A 17,071-nucleotide genomic window follows, 5' to 3' on the forward strand; every position below is an offset into this window, starting at 1 on the left:
AAACAAGAGGAGCGAATGAAATGACAGAGCGGGATGACCGATTCGAAGAGGACGAATACGAGCAAGAGGAGCAGGACGATTCCGGTTTTGCCCGGGTTTATATGGTGGAGTTGCTTTACAAGACGAAGCCGGAGCTGTCCCGCGAGGCGCTGTATGCGAAGATGGAAGCTTACACGGGGCAGGTTGCCGTTCCGGGTGAGGAGGATGCCGAGGACGAGGCCGCCGCGGGCGAAAAGACGGATGCTTCCGGTCTTGCCGTCTGGGAAGCGGAAGATTCGGCCCAAAGCGACGATACGTTGATGTTTTTCCATCTTAACTATAAAGTCGCTTATGAGGAAGGCGAATTGCCGGCGCAAACGTGCGTTTTACCGGCCAACGAGGAGACGAATCCGGAAAAGTATGAAACGGCTTTGCAGCAAGCATGGCATTGGCCCGAAGCCCGCGAGACGGTGGAAGCATGCCAGCATTCCTTGCTGTTTACCGATTTCTGCGCCGCAAGCCTTCCTTATAAAGAACGGCTGGAGCTGTTCCAGAATGCGCTGCGGGCTTTGCTGGAGGTTGCCCCGTGCGACGCCCTCTATTGGAGAGCAAGCGACAATATCGTAGATCCGGAGCAGTATTTGGGCGCTCTGGCAGAAGGGCAGACGCTGTACGGGGCGATGAGCGTCAGATTTTATAACGTCCAGGGCAGAGGGACGGAGCGCCAGGAGTTTTTGATGGATACGATCGGTCTTGCCGCACTGGGACTGCCGGATCTGCAGTGTCATTTTTACGATATGGAGCCGGGGGAAGTCGATTCCGTTCTGGGCAATCTCGGTTATTACGTATATAACCAGGGAGACATCATTCAGGATGGCGAGACGGTCGGCGTAACGGAACAGCAGCGCTGGCGCTGCGAGCATCAATACGCATTGGCGGCGCCGCGCCGGTACGTGCTGGACTTGGACCCGGGCGAGCCTTACTATGCCGGCAGACAGCATCACGACGAAAACCAATAATGCAGGAGGCGGGGCTGTCGTATGGATAGCATGCTGGAAGAACTCATAACTGAAATAAAGCAAGAAATTGAGCGATGGTTCGAATTCATTGGCGACAAAGATGCGGAACAAATTGTGAAGCGCACCCCGCTACAGGTCGGGATTCATGACTTCGGCCTACTGGAGTACGCCAAGGGCAGAGTCAGCGTGACGGACTCGGAGCTAGATTTCGTGTCGCCAAAAGTCAAGACCCGGCTGGGCGAGCCTGCCGAGCTATTGTCGGAGGAGCAAGTCCGGGAGCAGATCATCCCGTCCTTGGCTGTATTCATGCAGCAGCAATTGGACAGCCTTCCGTCCCCGGCGTTAATCGATTATAAATTTACGTTCTGGGGAAAGTTTCGCGTGCGGGAAGGCGAAGTGACGCTCCCTATCCTTCAGCATATCGACGAGGCGAAGAAGGAGCGGCTGCTGAATTCCATTGCGTCTTATATCCAAACGAAGCTCGATGACGGGAAGTACCCTACCAAGCCGCTGGAGACATTCTTTCTCTCCAGACACCTGCTCGACGAGAAATTATTTCCCGAGCCGGATGCAGGTCGGATCATTTCCGTGTTCGAGAACATTTTGGAGCTGAATAAAGGGAAGAAAGAGCGGCTTGCCGAGCATCGTTCGAATATCGTGTATGCGCTGCGGAAATGGGTGGAGGAAACGTTTCTTCCTCGTTATTTCGAGATTCGGAAAGAGCCGTATCATCAAGCAGAGTATACGAGAAAAAGAGATATTCAACTCGAAGATACCGAGCAAGGGCCGATTGAGCTGCTGTTATATACGGCGGTGTCCATTATTAAATATGAGCCTTCTTACAGCAAAAGCATGGGGCTTGCCTTTTTGGAACGGGCCGTCGAGCTGGGAAGCGCCCGGGCATCCCGCTACATGAAGGAAGGCAGCGGAACGTTTGCCAAGGAAGATGTATATTTCCGCGACGAGTTTGTGGAATGCACGGCCAATGACGTATTCGCTACCGTAACGATTACGATGAAGCAGGAAGCCGAGGAGAGCTACGCGCGTGCGCTCCGGTTTATTTGCCGCTTGCTGCAGCAAGGATTCCCCAAAAGCTATCAGATTAAGCTAAAATCCGGCGTCAAGCAGTTTTTGCCCATCAAAGGCTTAGCGAAGTCAGGGACACATCGTTTCTTCGCCAACGCTATGGAATACCCGAAGCTGTACCCCCTGTTGGAGGAATATGCCCGCGAAGCGATGGAAGAGTTCGAATGGTATGCGGATACGGAAGGCGAGAAGAACTGCATGCCGGGCAGCTATGCCGTCTTCGGCCTCGGATTGGCTGACCGGAGCTATTTTGCGCTGGTAGAGGAGTATATGAAGCAGGTGGATGACGAGCACCAGTCCGTGCAAAATGACTTCACGGTTGCTTTCGTTGAACGGTATGGCGTGAATGCGGAGACCATCCCCACGCTAGTGACGTGCTTGCTGCACAGCACCGACTCGATCAAGCTGAAGATCAAGCCGGCGATGGAAGAGGAAGCCAATGCAAGATTGCTGCTTGATCACGTTAGCGGACTTCAGCCTTATGAAGTGCAGCGTATCGTCTATCCGATTTGGGGCAGTGTGGAGAAGCTTAAGACTGCCGGCGCCAAAGCCAAAGGGGAGAAGGCGGTATTGCTATCGGAGCTAGTGCAGGCTGCATCCTCCAAGAGAAGCCAGCGCTAGGCAACGTTAGAAGAAGGATAAGTGATATAGACAAGGCGAGGGTGCTATGGAAAGAACGTTAACGGACAGAATCAGCAACAAAACATGGTCGATTCAGCAAACCGGGAATCAAGTTCTCATCTCAAGCAACGGAGGCAAGGCGAAAGAAAAAGTCTTTGATGAGCCGGGGCAAGCGGCAAAGTATGTACAAAAGGAAACGTGGAGCAGGCTGAAAAAAGGGTTTGTGCTGCATAACCCGCAGGCAGGAGCCGGACAGCCGGTTCTGCACCGTTACATCGGAGGCGGCTACACTGGCTTTATGCCGCTGGCTGCGATGGAGGATACGAACACGTTCTTTTGCAGCTATGTGGTGGGCCAGTTTGAAAAAGAAGAGATTTATCTCATGGACGATCAAGGGGAGAAACAAACAACCTACGAGCTTCTGGGAAAGCAGTTAATCTTGGATATGCGGCACTGTGCCGAACAGAACGTACTGCTGTTGAATATTGACCATCATATTGCGGGACTTTCTCTGGGCAATGGCGAGATGGAGCGATACACTCCCAAAATGCCGGCGAGTACGCTATCGGTATCCGGCTCGACGGCGCTCTGGTACGATAAGTCCAGCCTTGTCGTCTATGATCTGGGGACGAATACCGTCCGCTATACGAGACAAGTGGAATGCGAGAAGTACGGCGGACATAGTACGCAGCTTTGCGCAGCCGTGTCGCACGACGGCCGCCTGATGGCGTATTGTACGCAAACCGACGAAATCGTAATCGTCGATATGACGACCATGCAGGAACATATGATCGCAAAAGACAAAAATGCGATGACGTCGAGCATGGCTTTTTCGCCGGACGACCGATTGTTGTTCACGCAGGAGCAGTACGGTTCATGGTCGCTTAAGTGCTATGACCTGAGCACAATGACCGGATGTAGGGACTGGATGACGACGGATATAAAAAGCTTTGCGATCCATGAACGCAGAAGACTGCTCGCCGTGTACAATTACGGCAAGATTCAGCTGTTCGACCTCCAGACGATGAAACCGACGATGGCATTTGAGGTCGAGCATGTCGTGAAAAACTGCACCCTAGCCTTTACACAGGATTACCTCGCCGTCTATACGGATTATGGCTGCGTGAGCCTCTATGCACTTGCATAACTAAAAAAACAAGCCGGAGCGCAATTTCGGTTGCACTCCAGGCTTGTTTTTCATTTGCTTTATAGCTGATCCGCATTTGAAGATGGCTTGCCATAGGGATCGAGATTTTCGTCTCCAATGATATCGACATAATCTTTGGCGCCTTCGGGAACCGTCAATAAATCTGCCGCTTCCGCCGTTGTCTCAAGATTTTCAATGCCTGTTTGGGTTTCTTTATCCATCGTTACCTCCTGTAGTTATTCCATCGAATATCCATCTAATTTTTCACGATCTCCGATTTCCTGGGTATCGTCCGTTCGAAATCCATCACGTTCATGTGACGTAAGATCCTCATAGACCGTTTCGGGATTTCCATCCGTTTCTTTTTCCAGCTTATCTTGCGGCATGGCTTCATCTCCTTCACAATGGATATCATTTACAGCATGCGGCAAAATTATTCTACATAAAAAAGACCGCCAAGCATGGCGGCTTACTTATCCTGTGTCCGGTAGACAACCAGGATCGTGCTTCTTTGATATTCCCCTTTGTCCGGTTTGCTTTTGATAATCGATCCGTAGCTTATACTTACAATTTGATCTTCCGCTAATGTGGACAGAAATTCATTGCAGCTTTTCTCGGCAAGCCTAACGTCGGAATCAATGAACTCTTTCACTTGAATCATGCTTTTCACCTTTCTTGGCTTATGATGATAACCCGCCATACATTAAATGTAAAAACCGCTTTCATGCAGTAAGGCATCCCGCCCAATAGAGTGGAATGCCTTACCAATTGACCATATCATATAACCACTATGGAGTCAAACCGCTAGATTATAACGATGAATCCTATCCTATTGTGGAAATGAAATTTTGAATTGGTTATGATAGGAGGGGAAGCCCTACATTGGTTTTGCCCAAAGGAGAACATGAATGGAAGAGAAATTGCTAAAAAAAATTGTAATGAACGTTCCTTTTTCCTATCCGCTGGCGGAAGGAACCACGATTCAAAAAAATGCCAACGATCCGAAGCTGCGAGTGAAGTGCTTTTATCTTACCGTCGTGAATAAAGGCGATCATACGGGAATCGAGATCTTTATTAAACCGGACACCTATTTCTTGATTGCGAAGGCCACTTATCATTATGACACCTTTGAAATGACCGTGGTCAGGCAACTGGAGAACATCTCTGTTCACTATAATGAACTTCCGGATTATATCGGGCAAGAAAATATGAGCCTGATTGACGATCGGCTGTCTTATTATTTGTTTAAATCCCTGTAGCGGGTTGTGGCGGAAGAAACGCTGGATAGCGGCTGCGAAGTTTATGAATAAAGCTTGCCAAAGGTGGTCATAGATTATGGTGGAATGTCCGAACTGCGCGAAGCCTACGGCGTTTCAGAGGCACTGTTCCCATTGTGGAACCATTCTGCAGCATACGGCCGAAGAGAAATTCGAGCTGCTTGGCGAAGCTGTGGAGAAGGCGATTAAGAAAGAGCGCCAAGAGCGAAAAAAGAAAAAGCGGATCAAAATGCTTATGGGCATAGCCATCATTTTGCTGGCCGTCTATGTCGGGGTAAAAAGCGTCGGAGCATAGAAACACGGGAAGGGCGGAAATCTATGAAAAAAGATGAGTTTGGAAACCGGATGAAGGAGTATGAGCATGCGTTCCGGCATAGCTTGTCGCGCCGTCTCCCGATTATTGTCAGAATCGACGGATGTCATTTTCATTCATTTACGCGTGGTATGAAGAAGCCTTTTGACGAGACATTGACCCATGCTTTGTGGGAAACGTGCAAGTACCTTGCGCAAAATATCATGGGATGTAAGATCGTTTATCATACTTGAATCAGTATGTTTATGTGGACAAGGGGGAGTAGGCTTGGAGTGCGTCCTGCTCATTGGAATTCAGGCTTCCGGCAAATCGACCTTCTTCAAAGAAAAGTTTTTTAATACGCACATCAGAATTAACTTGGACATGCTGAAAACAAGACACAGAGAAGACATCTATGTGGCTGCTTCCATCGAAGCGAAGCAGCCTTTCGTCGTCGATAACACGAATCCCACAGCTGAGGATCGAAAAAAGTATATTGAGGCCGCGAAGCGGGGGAGGTTCAAGGTTACCGGCTATTATTTTGAGCCGGATTTTGCAGAATCCATGAAGCGCAATGAACGCAGGGCAGGGACAGAAAAGATTCCCGAGATCGGCATAAAAAGCGTACTTAAGAAATTGACCCTGCCCGACGCAGATGAAGGATTCGACGAATTGTATAAAGTGATCTCGCAGAACGGCATGTTTATCGTATCAGAGCTATAACCCTATAATAAGGAGAGCGAATCAAGCCTTATTTTAATTTACCGTAATTTTTCTTAGCGCCGTTAAGGTTCGCAGTCTTGCGTGTAGATGTCTTTTTTCAGACTCGTTCATTATAAAGTTCACGCCGTAGTGATTGAGCGTGTTCGTTGATTGCAACTGCCAGCGAATCGAACCGTTGAGCTTCAAAAGCTCTTCTTGCAGCTGCACATGTAAAATGATCTTCAGCTTGTTGCTGGCAGCATTCAAATTTAAGGGAGTCACGATTTTGCACCCCGAGTTGCTGATATCCATCAAATTTGCTTTGACTGGTGTGCTCGACGTTGAAGTGCCGTTAATATTCGTGACTTCGAAATAGCAAACTAACGGAGTATTTAAACTAAATCTAAAAGCATCGCTTCGCTTGTTTTGATACATGACGCACCGCCTTAAATAGTTTTGGATTGCCATCCCACATAGGTATAGCCTATACATATATCGGTAATTTTGATCATTTATTTAATCTTTTAATAATACTACAAGAATTGCTTAACGAAGTCTAATATGTTCCCTTATAGGTCAGCTTTACAAATCTACAAAATTAGATATAATGATGCGTATGGATCCTTCATTGATTTATAAAGCATTGTCTAACGAGACCCGCCGTCAAATTATGGTGTGGTTAAAAGATCCGGAGCAATATTTCGATAAAACCCCCTATATGGAGCACGGGATCGATTTCCGCGTCGGGGTGTGTGTTTCGGATATTCAAGCGAAGGCGGAGCTTGCCCAGTCGGTCGTTTCCAACTATTTGTTAACGATGCAAAAAGCCGGCTTGTTGGAAGCGGAGCGGTATGGAAAGTGGACGTTCTATCGTCGGAACGAAAAGACGATCCAACAATTTGCCGAGTATACTCGGACCGAACTTTAGTATGAAAGGAGAGACCCTTTTTTTTTATTTTTTTGCATATTCATATCTATATATATGTATTTGAAGATTAGAATGAGATAGGAGATATATCGAGAGATGAACAAGATCAACCCTTTGCTTATCATTGTTTTAGCATTAGGCGTATTCGGAATTATAACGACGGAAATGGGAATTATCGGGGTTTTGCCGCAGGTTACGCAGAAGTTCAACATCTCCGCCTCGCAAGCCGGATGGCTGGTCAGTATATTTGCTTTAGTCGTTGCGGTCTCAGGCCCGTTCCTGACGCTGCTCGCCTCCGGAATGAACCGCAAATTTATTTTATTGACCGCAGTGCTGTTGTTTGCGATTTCCAATATCGTGTATGCTTTTACGACAAGATTTGACGTCATGCTGGCTTTCCGCATTATTCCGGCTATGGTTCATCCCGCTTTCTTTTCAGTTGCGCTTGTCACGGCGGCATCGCTCGTTTCTCTGGAAAAAAGCGGCCAGGCGGTTACCAAGGTTTTTGCCGGCATTACGGTCGGGTTTGCCTTCGGCGTGCCATTGACTTCCTATCTGGCGGAGCGGGTCTCGCTGGAAGCCGCTTTCCTGTTCGGGGCTGTCGTCAGCCTCGTGGCCTTTATCGGTATTTGGGCTTGGCTTCCCTCGATGCCGGTTCAAGCAAAGCTGTCTTCCGGCGCACAGTTAAGTATTTTACGTAAGCCCGCATTGTGGCTAAATATCGCCGCAGTAACGAGTATATTCGCCGCGATGTTCTCGGTATACAGCTACTTCGCCGAATATCGGACAAGTTTCCCATATAAACGGCTCTTGGATCAGTATGATGCTGATGATCTTTGGAGTGATTATGATTTTGGGTAATTTCTTATTCGGAAGCTTTTTGCAAAAGAACGTTCTTCGAACGACGGTCCTCTTTCCTGTAGCTTATGCTGCTGCTTATCTGCTGATTTATTTTGCGGGAGGATACTTCCTTCCCATGATCGTGATGATCTTGCTGTGGGGAATCGTGCATTCCGGCGGGCTTGTTGTCAGCCAAAGCTGGCTCATGACCGAGGCGCAGACGGCTCCCGAGTTCGGCAACAGCCTGTTTGTCTCGTTTACGAATCTCGGCATAACGATCGGAGCGTCGGTCGGCGGCTGGTTTATCGGGCAATGGGGAATCCATCAGCTGATTTGGAGCGGGGTCGGGTTTGCCTTGCTGGCTTTCCTGCTGATCGCCGTAAAAATAAAATGGTACAGCGCTTCACAGTGATATACCAACAGCTGTTTTTTCTTTCTGCGAGGTGTGCTAAACTGAAAGGATAGCGTCCAACTCAGAAGAAAGGAGTTTTCACCGATGCAAATATCCGATTTTCTGTTCCCCAAGGACAATGTGGTCTATATTAACTCGTCTGCGACGATGCAGGAGGCCTTGGACAAGCTAGAGCAAAGTCAATACACGGCAATTCCCGTTATTGACGGTGAGGGGAAATATATTGGCACCCTTTCGGAAGGGGACCTATTCTGGAAGATGAAGAGTGCCCCCGGATTGAGCTTTCAAAACTTGGATACCATCAAAGTTCATGAAATTAAACGCCGTATTCATAATGAGTGCGTGTCAATCAAAGCGCACCTGGAGGATATGCTTCATCTGGCTACCGATCAGAACTTCGTTCCCGTCGTAGACGATAACCGAATCTTCATCGGAATGATCCGCCGCAAAGATATCATCGAGTACTATACGAGTAATATTACGGACTAACCTTTTGGGTTTGGTCGAAATTTGTTTTCAAAGTAAATCCCCTCTAAGCAGCATTCTTGAAAAAGAGTGCGCTTGGAGGGGATTTTTCACTTTTTGAAACCATGAAAATAATAGAATTAAAGAAAAATAAATATAAATTTGTAAAATATTATTGTATAAATGGTAATATTATGATATTTTGAGTTTAGTATATTGTGCACGTTATACTAAACTATCATTAAGGAGTGACTTTATGAAAAAGCTTTTGATTTCCGCTATGGTTACACTCACCTTGATGACTCCTACAAACATTTTTGCAGCTCCCATCGATTCTGTTGCTTCCCTTGCGGCAGCTGAAAACAGCGGCTCCGCTTGGGTTGCGAAATTTCCCGGCTCCACAAGTGTCGATGACCTCAACGACCCGTTTAAAAGCGATGTCAAAAGATTCATAGCCGCACTTCATGAGGCGGGCATTTCAACGAGCGTCAAATCTACTTACAGACCGCTAGAACGGGCCTATTTGATGCATTGGTCATGGATGATTGCGAATAAAAAGGCAAGCCCGAAGGATGCGCCTGCCAAAGCCGGCGTTAATATCAAATGGGTACATGATAATGATGATGCAAATTACAGCAAATCGATCGCCGGAGCAAGAGCGATGGTAAACGGCTACGGGATTTCTGAATTGAAAGTCGCACCGGCGCTGAACTCCAACCATACCGCAAGAAACGCGATAGATCTTGCTACGTCTTGGTCGAAGTCCAGCGTTGTGATCAAGGATGCGAACGGCAAAAAAGTAACGATCAATTCCGGCGAAAAAAATAGTACAAACGCAACATTGATTTCCGTAGCCAAAACGTATGGCTTGGTCCATTTTACTCCTGTAAATAACGATAAGAACCATTTTTCTCCTAACGGTCGCTAGTTCCCATTCGAGAGTCGAATTTGCTTGTCGAGAACGTGGTCAGGGAACACTAGGTAGTACGAGGGGGTATACACCTCCGTATGTCACTCTGTATTAGTGAAGACCACGTTCTCAACACTCTGGAGAGTCGAATTTTATTCGACTTTTTTTATTGTATAAAGAAACTTGACATATCGATAAATTGCGATATTATAATGTGTATGGAGCCGATTGAAATTTTTAAAGCACTGTCCAATGAGTCAAGACTGCAAATTTTGCATTGGTTGAAAGATCCTGAAATACATTTTACGCCCCACGAAGGGATTGATATGAGAAACATTGGGGTATGCGTCTGTCAAGTCACTGAAAAGTTGAAAATGACTCAGTCTACAGCTTCTCAATATTTATCGATTCTCCAACGAGCAGGGCTTTTAAAGACGGAACGTATCGGCAAGTACACGTACTATAAAAGAAACGAGGAAACGATACGCGAAATCGGTTTATTTTTTAACAATGAAATCTAACCACGACAAACCGAATGCTCTAATGAGGATTTGGTTTGTTTCAAGCCTACATATCGATATATCATAATATGTAGATTTTTTTATGTACAATACATCGATAAATTATAATATATAGATGTGAAAGGATAAGGTGTAGTAATTGATGGCGAACCCTTGGAAAGTTTATTTTTTGGCAATTGTCAGTTTTTTAGTCGGGACATCCGAGTATGTCATTTCAGGTATTTTAGATAAGATATCGGATACGATGGGGATCTCGATTACTTCGGCTGGGCAGCTTGTTACCGTTTTTTCATTTGTATATGCGATTTGCACTCCCATCCTGATGGCACTGACGGCAAAAATGGAGAGAAAAAAGCTGCTCGTTGGTGCGCTAGGAATCTTCGTATTAGCCAATATTTTGTCTTTTGTTCTGCCGGGATTCGGACTTTTTGTCCTTGCGCGCGTTATAATGGCTTTAGGCGCAGGAATGGTTGTTGTAACCGCCCTGGATATAGCAGCGAAAATCGCACCCGAAGGTAAACAGGCCAGTTCCATTGCAACCGTGGTAATGGGGTTCACTACGTCATTAATTATCGGTGTTCCTCTCGGACGCATGATCGCTGCGGCATATGGCTGGAAATCGGTGTTCGGTTTCATCGCCATAACGGGGCTTCTGGCTATCTTTGTTCTATACAAAACGATCCCGCGAGTGAAAGGGGATGCCCCCGTACCTTTATCCAAGCAGCTTGCTCTTCTAAAAAGCAGAAAAGTGGCGCTTGGACTCTCAATCACTTTCTTCTGGCTCGGTGGTTACTCTATAGCGTATACCTACATTTCTCCTTATCTTCTCAAGGTTGCTGGCTTGAATGAAGAAGTGCTGAGCGGAGTCTTATTGGCGTTCGGCGTGGCCAGCTTAATCGGCTCCAAATTCGGCGGCTACAGTACGGATAAATGGGGAGTTTCTTCCACGTTAACCGGGGGCATGCTCATGCACATTGCGGCTCTCATTTTACTATCTGTTGCTGTCACTCTAACGAATTCTTGGTTGTTCGTTGTCGCCGTACTTGTATTATGGTCATTTGCAGCGTGGTCATCCGGTCCTACGCAGCAATATAATTTGATCCGAATCGAGCCGAATTATTCGGGAGTCATGCTCGGACTCAACCAATCCACGATGCAATTATCGATGGCAGCAGGAGCGGGAATTGGCGGCCTCGCCGTGGATCGGGTATCCTTATCATCCATCACGTGGTTCGGGACGATCGGTGTAGCGATTGCAGTCATGGCCTCGTTTTTATTATTTTCATGGATAAGAGAGGAGTCAAGAAAAACAAGTAAGCCGCAGGAACATGTTTTATCGGACTGATTCAGATATTCAGGTGCTCCCCAAATGATCAATCGGCAAACCAGCGGGAGCATCAAGATCACTTTTGGAAACCCATGTCTATCCGATGTGGGTTTCTCTTTGTCTTGCCGTCTCGCAGATAGAGGTGATTCGGATTTTTTTATTGGTTTCCTTGCCAGATTTCATTGGGGGAGTTAGAGTATAACAAGAGATGAAGAAAATGATGGAAATTCATTATTTATTGCCTATTGACTAAGCTTAATGGATATACAATTTGACGACGACTTTCTAGTATCAAAATATGATTCTTACGGTATAGGAGGTGGCGATATTGTTGTATAATGTTGGGTTTACATAACAAGAGTGAGCCATCCAGCAAATTTATAATGAGTGAAGGAAACGATATAAGCAGAATGGCCGATTTTAGCACTTATCCCAACATGCGATTAGAACAATAAAAATCTACTTCAAGGACATATACAAAATGAAAAATAAAACAATTTCTATAGCTACTATACTATTCATCCTATTCATTTTATATTTTAACAAAGGTTGGATTCTAACGAATCTTTCATCACCGGCAAGCAACGAAACTGAAAGCGCAGCTATACTCAATTTCCCATCCGATCGTTATCCGGAAACTGCCGCCCACATAAAAGCGGCGATTGAGCATGGGAAATCCTCCATCTGTACAATCGATAGAAAAGGCGCAGAAGCCAATCGAAAGGAATCTCTGAGAGGCGTACCCGTAAAGCCTAATTTGGATCGAGACGAGTTCCCCATGGCCATGTGCGCAGAAGGCGGCAAGGGAGCCGATATCATGTATATAAGCCCTTCCGACAATCGAGGAGCGGGAGCTTGGGTGAGCAATCAACTAGATAAGTATCCGGATGGGACGCGAGTGAAGATTGTTGTGAAATGAAGTACTTCCATGTATCTGCTCATGTATGGCGAAAGTGCCAATGGCTCAAGTCCATTGGCACCCGCACAAAAGAAACAAATGAATAGCAGGCTCTTACTATTCATTTATTTTGCTAATCGCTGTTGTGTTTGTTAACTTATGAATAGAGTAACCATTCAACATAAACTGAACAATACTATCGTTAAATTTTACTTCGGAGCCTTCTTCAAATGTAAACTTATATGCTTCTACAGGATTGTCGGTGTGTTTAAGATTGCGCATTAGCTCGAATATGGCATGAACCGGGTCAACAAATAGGTAGCCTCGATCAGGATGATACAGTAAATAATTCACGCTTTGCTCAATAATCTTATGCATTTTTACTCACTCGCTCCAATCAATAAGCAATTTGTTTTTTGCGGTAAGAAATGAAAACAGAAAGAGTATATCACAATTTTTGGAATTGGTCATTAGACATTTTGATGATTATTACATTAGTACGCAATAAATTCATCATTTTACGAAAAAAAGACGATTTTTTTGGGGCATTGTAACAAACAAGCCGCCTAATTAAGGATCTCCTCCGAATTATCGTACCCCAAGTAGTAAACCTACCTTCTGCGGCCGATTAATGTTCATTTTTTGTTTAGATCGCCCTTGTATATTAACTTAGGTCTTAATTATACGGGAGAGGAGGAAAAAGATGTATCCATCATGGAAGAAATATGCGGCCGAATTCATCGGTACTTTGGTACTCGTACTGATCGGCTGCGGAAGTGCAGCTACGGCAGGTGGCGAGTTGGGTTATCTTGGAATCGCCTTCGCATTTGGTCTGTCCATCGTTGCGATGGCTTATGTGATCGGTCCGATCTCAGGATGCCATATTAATCCTGCGGTTTCGTTGGCAATGCTCATATGCGGGAAAATGCCCGGTAAGGATTTCCTGGGTTATGTGATTGCTCAGACAGCCGGAGCCGTTACGGGTTCGGCGCTGCTGTACGCGATTATCCAATCAACAGGCAAGTCCGTATCCAGCCTGGGGCAGAACGGATTCGGCGAAGGGTACGGGATCGGGATAACGGGGACGATGGCATTCATCGTGGAAATCGTTTTGACGTTCATCTTCATTTACACCATTCTGGGAGTCACGTCCGATGCTGCCAATAGTCATGTTGCAGGTCTTGTTATCGGCTTGTCGTTAGTGCTGGTTCACATTTTGGGCATCGGCCTTACGGGCACTTCCGTTAATCCGGCTAGAAGCTTCGGACCGGCAGTCATATTGGGCGGGGAAGCCTTAGCGGAACTATGGGTATTTATTGTGGCTCCTCTTATCGGAGCGGTGCTGGCCGCCATTGTGTACAGGCGGTTGAATGTCAACAACACAGAGGCGTGATTTAAATTGAATCCCCCCTCCGATCCAAGGCAGGGGGGATTTGGCGTTTCATTCTTGGCAGTTCTATAATAAAGGCTGGGGGCAAGAGTGAGGAGCAACGAATGGCGAAGGGGGAGGAGTCATTGAAAGTGAGAATTTTGGATGTGAATTATATTATTGACGGGAAACTATCCGTTACATCAACGAAAATGTTTTATGAACAACGAAATAAAGACGAAATGCGGAGCATTCATTATGAAGTTCAACTGAATAATCAGCGCTTTAGATCTAAGGCATCCGATGTAACCGAATTCGCAATTAAAAACTTACAGAAAGAACTTCCAACCAATATTAGCATCGCTTGCTGCCAATCTTGCAGACATGGCAACTTCTGTCCGTATGGCGATGATGATGATGAAGTCTACTGCCTAAAAGATAAGAAACCTAACAGTAAAGGGGATGTCGTTGAACTATTCTCAACACAGGATAAATCTATGAAATCAAGAAGCCGAAAACTTCTTGATTTTTGCAATGATTACAAGATTATGGCCCATACCGAATATTACACGTACAATGATTGGGGATTATGATCAATCCTAAGATCGAAAAGAAAGTTTAGTTATACCCAATAAGTATACGGAAAATGGCGACATAGCACTCTATACTATGGAATGTACTTATTTAAATGAAATGGACTGATACAAGTGAATTACATCGTATTGGATTTAGAGGCTACTTGTTGGGAAAATGATCGAACGAAACAAAACGAAATCATTGAAATTGGTGCCGTTAAAATCAATGATAAACTTGAGATTGTCGATGAATTTCAAACGTTCATTAAGCCGATATTAAATCCTTGGTTATCTGATTTTTGCAAACAACTAACCTCCATTACACAAGATGATGTGAATCAAGCGGAATATTTTCCGCAAGCCATTCAACAATTTCAAGATTGGATTGGCAAAGAAGATTATATCTTATGTTCTTGGGGTTTTTATGATAAAAGTCAACTAACGAAGGATTGTGAACTACATACGATAAGTACAAAATGGCTTGCTAATCATATTAGTATCAAACATCAACACGGCAAGTTGATTGGCAAAGAGCGGGGTGTGGGTATGGCAAGGGCGCTTGATATGCTTAAGCTGCCGCTAGACGGCACACACCATCGGGGAATAGATGATGCCCGGAATATTGCAAAGATTTTTGTAAAGACTTTTGATCAGCTGGAATTCTGATTACCACATTCAGAAGGGAGTTACATTATTGCGGTATGACACTGAAATTGCTTGCACATCTTATTTGACACTTCACGAACAAAAACGACGGATCAAATCGTTTTTGATAGAGTATTTCGGCGCAGCTCACTTCTTTCTTGTTGAGACGGGTTTTTCTATCACAGCTGTACAAGAGGAAACAGCTTTTTTCGAATGGATCAATGCAGGTAAACCAGATCGAACGACTAAAGAATTGTTTCATTTTAAATGGATGGAGCAACAGAAACGGAGTGGACATTTCTTATTGAAATGTAGCTTTTATAATCGATTGGAAGATAACGGCAGACAGAAGCAATTCGAGAAAATCGTCTTACAAATGAAAGCTCATATGGAGCATCCCGCTTCGACACTTCGTATCACCCAAAAAGAAAAGATCATCGATGTACGGCAATTTCATCATCGTGCTGATGGGAAAATTGGCTATGGTTTGTACCCTTATGCTGAAGATGAGAAGGGGCATTGGCGTGAAAATTTGGGTGTTGGCTTATGGATATATCGTGAGGACTTTCATCTATTATATGAAGGAATCAAGGAGGTATATCCGCGTAAGGAGAAAGACTTTGAGAATTTTGATGATACTGGCATGAATTTCATTCGTAAGTCGGAATGGAAAGTGATTCTGAACCATTGGTCTAAACTAGCGATCAGTAACCCTTCCAGCGCTGAATTTATTGATTATGTAAGTCGATGGGTGATCGCAACGCTGGAGCAGGTGGATGAAATTGCGATCGAAGGAAATTTGTAATTTGCTGATCATGCCTATGAAATTTATAAGGGAGATGCATGGGTACGGCTGAGCTTTTACTTTGCTGGCATGATTATCTAAAACTTGCTTGAAAGTATGGACGGAAATGCATATTGCATGTATAATCATTTACTGATAATGATTATCAGTATCATGATTTACGAGACAAAATACTCTTCACTCCAGCAAAGATAAGGATGGTTGTCATGAACGTACATACGGAGGCTGCGCCCCAATCCACACCGAAGCTGCGGTCCCGGCCGGTAACGGCAACGATTGTTTTGTTTACGGGACTTGCTGTCTTGCTACTGGGGCTGGCCTTTTCGGTTTCCGTCGGTGCGGCGGATATCCAGCTTTCCACCGTATGGGAAGCCGTGTTTCAGTTTAATCCGGACATTACCCAGCATCAGATCATTCAAGAGCTGCGTCTTCCGCGGGCGCTCGCCGGGGCGCTCGTCGGCGCCTGCTTCGCCGTTGCGGGAGCGATTATGCAGGGGATGACCCGCAATCCGCTTGCCGATTCGGGGCTGCTCGGTTTGAATGCGGGAGCGGGGTTCGTGCTTGCTCTCTGCTTCGCCTTTTTTCCGGGTATGCCGTTCATGCAGTTAATATTGTACTCGTTCCTCGGCGCTGCCATCGGGGCGATTATGGTGTATGGGGTCGGTTCCATGTCGAAAAACGGCCTGACGCCGGTCCGGCTCGCTCTGGCTGGCGCTGCGGTCACGGCCCTTCTTGTTGCGATCAGTGAGGGGATCGCGATTTATTTCAACATCGGACAGGATCTCGCTTTCTGGCATGCCGGCGGGGTGGCCGGGACGAAGTGGTTCCAGCTCAAAATCATGACTCCATGGATCATTGCCGCTCTGATCGCTGCCTTGCTGCTCTCCCGGTCCATTACGCTGCTGAGTCTTGGCGATGAAGTGGCAACGGGGCTGGGCCAGCGTACAGGTTGGGTGAAGCTGGCTTGCGCTATTGTCGTGCTGGTGCTTGCAGGCACGGCCGTCTCCGCAGTCGGCGCAGTCGGCTTTGTCGGGCTCGTCATTCCGCATATTGCCCGGTCGCTGGTCGGCGTCGACTACCGCTGGATTATTCCTTGCTCGGCGGTGCTCGGTAGCTTGCTCATGGTCATTGCCGACATCGGGGCGAGAATGATCAATCCGCCCTATGAGACGCCGATCGGCACATTGATCGCCTTGATCGGGGTTCCGTTCTTCCTTTACTTGGCGCGCAAGCAGAGGAGGGAACTGTAGATG

Annotated in this window: 21 protein-coding genes and 2 pseudogenes; 19 read left to right on the forward strand and 4 right to left on the reverse strand. The window is 46.2% G+C overall.

Annotated elements, in window-relative coordinates:
* Positions 1–20 precede the first annotated feature (20 nt).
* The 3 genes from BLO51_RS01470 to BLO51_RS01480 are packed head-to-tail and all read left to right on the forward strand — an operon-like array spanning position 21 to position 3,852.
* The gene (locus tag BLO51_RS01470; RefSeq protein ID WP_090666045.1) at positions 21–998 is read left to right on the forward strand and encodes a DUF4261 domain-containing protein; all 978 of its coding nucleotides are present in this window, start codon (positions 21–23) and stop codon (positions 996–998) included.
* A 21-nt stretch (positions 999–1,019) separates the two neighbouring features.
* Positions 1,020–2,705, forward strand: coding sequence for a DUF6138 family protein (locus BLO51_RS01475; protein WP_090666047.1), 1,686 nt, complete (start codon positions 1,020–1,022; stop codon positions 2,703–2,705).
* A gap of 46 nt (positions 2,706–2,751) precedes the next feature.
* Positions 2,752–3,852 carry a WD40 repeat domain-containing protein gene (locus BLO51_RS01480; protein WP_090666048.1) on the forward strand — a complete coding sequence of 367 codons (1,101 nt, stop codon included), beginning with the start codon at positions 2,752–2,754 and terminating at the stop codon, positions 3,850–3,852.
* Positions 3,853–3,911: 59 nt separating this feature from the next.
* Here BLO51_RS01480 and BLO51_RS29010 read toward each other — a convergent pair whose 3' ends face one another.
* The 3 genes from BLO51_RS29010 to BLO51_RS01485 form a co-directional block, all read right to left on the reverse strand.
* On the reverse strand, positions 3,912–4,073 hold the full coding sequence (locus BLO51_RS29010) for a hypothetical protein (RefSeq protein WP_167670071.1): 162 nt from the start codon (positions 4,071–4,073) through the stop codon (positions 3,912–3,914).
* Positions 4,074–4,088: 15 nt separating this feature from the next.
* On the reverse strand, positions 4,089–4,238 hold the full coding sequence (locus BLO51_RS29015; protein ID WP_167670072.1) for a hypothetical protein: 150 nt from the start codon (positions 4,236–4,238) through the stop codon (positions 4,089–4,091).
* An 83-nt stretch (positions 4,239–4,321) separates the two neighbouring features.
* Positions 4,322–4,552, reverse strand: a complete 231-nt coding sequence (locus BLO51_RS01485) for a sporulation protein Cse60 (protein ID WP_245719484.1) — start codon at positions 4,550–4,552, stop codon at positions 4,322–4,324.
* A gap of 208 nt (positions 4,553–4,760) precedes the next feature.
* Here BLO51_RS01485 and BLO51_RS01490 point away from each other — a divergent pair, with 208 nt between their 5' ends.
* The 4 genes and pseudogenes from BLO51_RS01490 (at position 4,761) to BLO51_RS01505 (ending at position 6,144) form a co-directional block, all read left to right on the forward strand.
* Positions 4,761–5,111 (forward strand): hypothetical protein, encoded by a 351-nt coding sequence (locus tag BLO51_RS01490; RefSeq protein WP_090666052.1) that lies wholly within the window; start codon positions 4,761–4,763, stop codon positions 5,109–5,111.
* 76 nt (positions 5,112–5,187) lie between these two features.
* A complete protein-coding gene (locus BLO51_RS01495) occupies positions 5,188–5,424 on the forward strand; it encodes a zinc ribbon domain-containing protein (RefSeq protein WP_090666054.1) in 237 nt (78 codons plus the stop codon).
* Between the two features lie 23 nt (positions 5,425–5,447).
* Positions 5,448–5,669: pseudogene (locus BLO51_RS01500) on the forward strand (tRNA(His) guanylyltransferase Thg1 family protein); the annotation flags it as partial.
* A 40-nt stretch (positions 5,670–5,709) separates the two neighbouring features.
* Entirely contained in the window at positions 5,710–6,144 is a 435-nt protein-coding gene (locus BLO51_RS01505) for an AAA family ATPase (protein WP_090666057.1), read from the forward strand.
* A gap of 33 nt (positions 6,145–6,177) precedes the next feature.
* Here the strand turns inward: BLO51_RS01505 and BLO51_RS01510 are convergent, their stop codons facing one another.
* Positions 6,178–6,558: a PilZ domain-containing protein gene (locus BLO51_RS01510; protein ID WP_167670073.1), complete on the reverse strand. Its 381-nt coding sequence runs from the start codon at positions 6,556–6,558 to the stop codon at positions 6,178–6,180.
* A gap of 181 nt (positions 6,559–6,739) precedes the next feature.
* Here BLO51_RS01510 and BLO51_RS01515 point away from each other — a divergent pair, with 181 nt between their 5' ends.
* From BLO51_RS01515 to BLO51_RS01575, 12 genes and pseudogenes are all read left to right on the forward strand, one after another.
* Positions 6,740–7,051, forward strand: coding sequence for an ArsR/SmtB family transcription factor (locus tag BLO51_RS01515; RefSeq protein WP_090666061.1), 312 nt, complete (start codon positions 6,740–6,742; stop codon positions 7,049–7,051).
* Between the two features lie 96 nt (positions 7,052–7,147).
* Positions 7,148–8,303 (forward strand): annotated as a pseudogene (locus tag BLO51_RS01520) (MFS transporter).
* A gap of 84 nt (positions 8,304–8,387) precedes the next feature.
* A complete protein-coding gene (locus BLO51_RS01525) occupies positions 8,388–8,792 on the forward strand; it encodes a CBS domain-containing protein (protein WP_090666063.1) in 405 nt (134 codons plus the stop codon).
* A 232-nt stretch (positions 8,793–9,024) separates the two neighbouring features.
* Positions 9,025–9,696, forward strand: a complete 672-nt coding sequence (locus BLO51_RS01530; RefSeq protein WP_090666065.1) for a hypothetical protein — start codon at positions 9,025–9,027, stop codon at positions 9,694–9,696.
* Between the two features lie 200 nt (positions 9,697–9,896).
* Entirely contained in the window at positions 9,897–10,199 is a 303-nt protein-coding gene (locus BLO51_RS01535; protein ID WP_090666195.1) for an ArsR/SmtB family transcription factor, read from the forward strand.
* A gap of 142 nt (positions 10,200–10,341) precedes the next feature.
* A complete protein-coding gene (locus BLO51_RS01540) occupies positions 10,342–11,544 on the forward strand; it encodes an MFS transporter (RefSeq protein ID WP_090666067.1) in 1,203 nt (400 codons plus the stop codon).
* A 463-nt stretch (positions 11,545–12,007) separates the two neighbouring features.
* Entirely contained in the window at positions 12,008–12,445 is a 438-nt protein-coding gene (locus tag BLO51_RS01545) for a NucA/NucB deoxyribonuclease domain-containing protein (RefSeq protein ID WP_090666069.1), read from the forward strand.
* A 682-nt stretch (positions 12,446–13,127) separates the two neighbouring features.
* Positions 13,128–13,817: an MIP/aquaporin family protein gene (locus BLO51_RS01555; RefSeq protein WP_090666073.1), complete on the forward strand. Its 690-nt coding sequence runs from the start codon at positions 13,128–13,130 to the stop codon at positions 13,815–13,817.
* Positions 13,818–13,939: 122 nt separating this feature from the next.
* On the forward strand, positions 13,940–14,386 hold the full coding sequence (locus tag BLO51_RS01560) for a hypothetical protein (protein ID WP_143006800.1): 447 nt from the start codon (positions 13,940–13,942) through the stop codon (positions 14,384–14,386).
* Positions 14,387–14,500: 114 nt separating this feature from the next.
* Positions 14,501–15,034: a 3'-5' exonuclease gene (locus BLO51_RS01565; protein WP_090666077.1), complete on the forward strand. Its 534-nt coding sequence runs from the start codon at positions 14,501–14,503 to the stop codon at positions 15,032–15,034.
* Positions 15,015–15,818: a hypothetical protein gene (locus BLO51_RS01570; protein WP_217266671.1), complete on the forward strand. Its 804-nt coding sequence runs from the start codon at positions 15,015–15,017 to the stop codon at positions 15,816–15,818. Before BLO51_RS01565 ends, BLO51_RS01570 begins: the two co-directional genes overlap by 20 nt.
* 206 nt (positions 15,819–16,024) lie before the next feature.
* A complete protein-coding gene (locus BLO51_RS01575; protein WP_090666082.1) occupies positions 16,025–17,068 on the forward strand; it encodes a FecCD family ABC transporter permease in 1,044 nt (347 codons plus the stop codon).
* Positions 17,069–17,071 lie beyond the last annotated feature (3 nt).

Origin of the sequence: Paenibacillus tianmuensis (genome assembly GCF_900100345.1) — a bacterium.
In the GTDB taxonomy this organism is placed as follows: domain Bacteria; phylum Bacillota; class Bacilli; order Paenibacillales; family NBRC-103111; genus Paenibacillus_G; species Paenibacillus_G tianmuensis.